This is a genomic window from Paenibacillus sp. SC116 (assembly GCF_024733555.1).
Lineage (GTDB): Bacteria > Bacillota > Bacilli > Paenibacillales > Paenibacillaceae > Paenibacillus_B.
The window spans coordinates 1-1,664 of sequence record NZ_JANIOF010000015.1 but is presented as its reverse complement, the minus strand read 5'-3'; the positions used below and the strand labels follow the sequence as shown (position 1 = coordinate 1,664).

Here is a 1,664-nt window from a genome sequence, read left to right as displayed (position 1 = left end):
GGGTTCCACGCGTACCCATCCCGAACACGAACGTTAAGTCCTCCAGCGCCAATGGTACTTGGACCGCAGGGTCCCGGGAGAGTAGGACGTCGCCAAGCAAAATAAAAAGCTCACTGACTGTAATAAGTCGGTGGGCTTTCTTTGATTGAAAATGACCAACACTTTAATCAATTTACTTGCTATTTTTAGTAGGACATTAAATATATTACAAAGAACAGCTCATCTATATTTTGCGGAAGAATACGTTTGGTATATGAGTATAACAAAACTCAATTTTGGATATAAAATTTCGTCAGTTTGAAAGCAAATCAGATAAAAACAGTTACCCGTATAATTAAATTATGCTCATTAAGGGGAAACCGAAGATTCCCCTTATATATTCAAGGTAATGAGGACTTACTTATATATAAAATTTACATTACGGGTATCCAGATCTCTGAGAAATAATTAGGGTTATTTGGATCTCCCTCTGGATAGACTTCCAAATCTGGCATTCCTGCATGCTGATAAGTGTTAGAGGGGAGCCATTCTGATGTGATTTTTTTCTAAGCCATCTGCATGGCATCTGGCATAGCGCCATGTACTTCAAAAACTACCCACCTTGAAGCTGGTATCTCAAGCTCAAGCAGTTATTCTGGTGTATTACCGAAGTAATCTGTACCAATCCAGTAGTCGATAACAGTCAGGTCTTTCCCCTTATTTTCAATATCGACACATATGCCGAGTACGCCTTTAATCTCTCCGTTATTGAGACTAAAAAGAAGGTCATTAGTTCCATTTACGTGAGCATCTTGCCAAAACTTTGGGATTTCGCTCATACTCCCATCCTCAGTGTGCTGAACAGCAATTTCCCTTTTTACACCTACTACTTTAAATCTATTTCGATCTACAATGCGATAATTTATTGGTTCTACTCCTTTCAGATTTACCTGGATGACCAGGCAATTGTAGGATTTAAGTTTTCCAGTGCACTGCCGAACATTACTTGGTGATAAATTATGCTGTTTGCGAAATGCTTTCGCGAAAGCTTCAGGAGTTTCATAGCCATACTTTAAGGCGATATCGATGATCTTGGCATTAGAAGTTGCAAGTTCCTGTGCAGCAAGTGTCAAGCGTCTTCGGCGCAAGTAATCACCAACGGTCATATCTGTCAGAATAGAGAATGTCCGTTGAAAATGAAATGGTGATGACTGAGCTTGATGCGCTATTTGTTCAATTGAGATTTCTTCAAGCAAATGATTCTCCGTATACTCAATTTCTTTCTGCAATGAATCCACCCAGTTCATATATGTATTCACTCCTTAATTGAATTGTATATATAGTAAAAATGATTGGCTGGTCATAATGTGATGTATGTAGACAGATAAATAGAAATTAGCCTTAATTAATTACATAAAAATGGATTTAATTAAGGTATTGCAATTTAACAAATAACTATGATATATTATAACTCCGCCACCGAGAGGCGCGGTTGAGACAAGCTTGAATAGAACAAAAACTTGAAGTAACTTGAAAAACAAGGCTTCAAAAAAAGTTTAAAAAAAAGCTTGACTCGAAAGAATGAAAATGATATATTATAAAGGTCGTCACTGAGAAACACGGCGAACGAGAGCGAAAGAAAACGAATCGTAAGATGAGTGATCTGGAGCGAAATTGTTCTTTGA

At 37.7% G+C, this 1,664-nt stretch carries 2 protein-coding genes and 1 rRNA gene; 1 reads left to right on the top strand and 2 read right to left on the bottom strand.

Annotated features, from left to right (window positions below; translation table 11 throughout):
• Positions 1–98, top strand: a 5S ribosomal RNA gene (gene rrf, locus NQ117_RS23935); the annotation flags it as partial.
• 315 nt (positions 99–413) lie between these two features.
• On the opposite strand, the gene NQ117_RS24080 is transcribed toward rrf, so the two are convergent.
• The gene (locus NQ117_RS24080) at positions 414–539 is read right to left on the bottom strand and encodes a GyrI-like domain-containing protein (protein WP_309137913.1); all 126 of its coding nucleotides are present in this window, start codon (positions 537–539) and stop codon (positions 414–416) included.
• Positions 540–629: 90 nt separating this feature from the next.
• A complete protein-coding gene (locus NQ117_RS23930; RefSeq protein WP_309137912.1) occupies positions 630–1,286 on the bottom strand; it encodes an AraC family transcriptional regulator in 657 nt (218 codons plus the stop codon).
• Between the last annotated feature and the right edge of the window lie 378 nt (positions 1,287–1,664).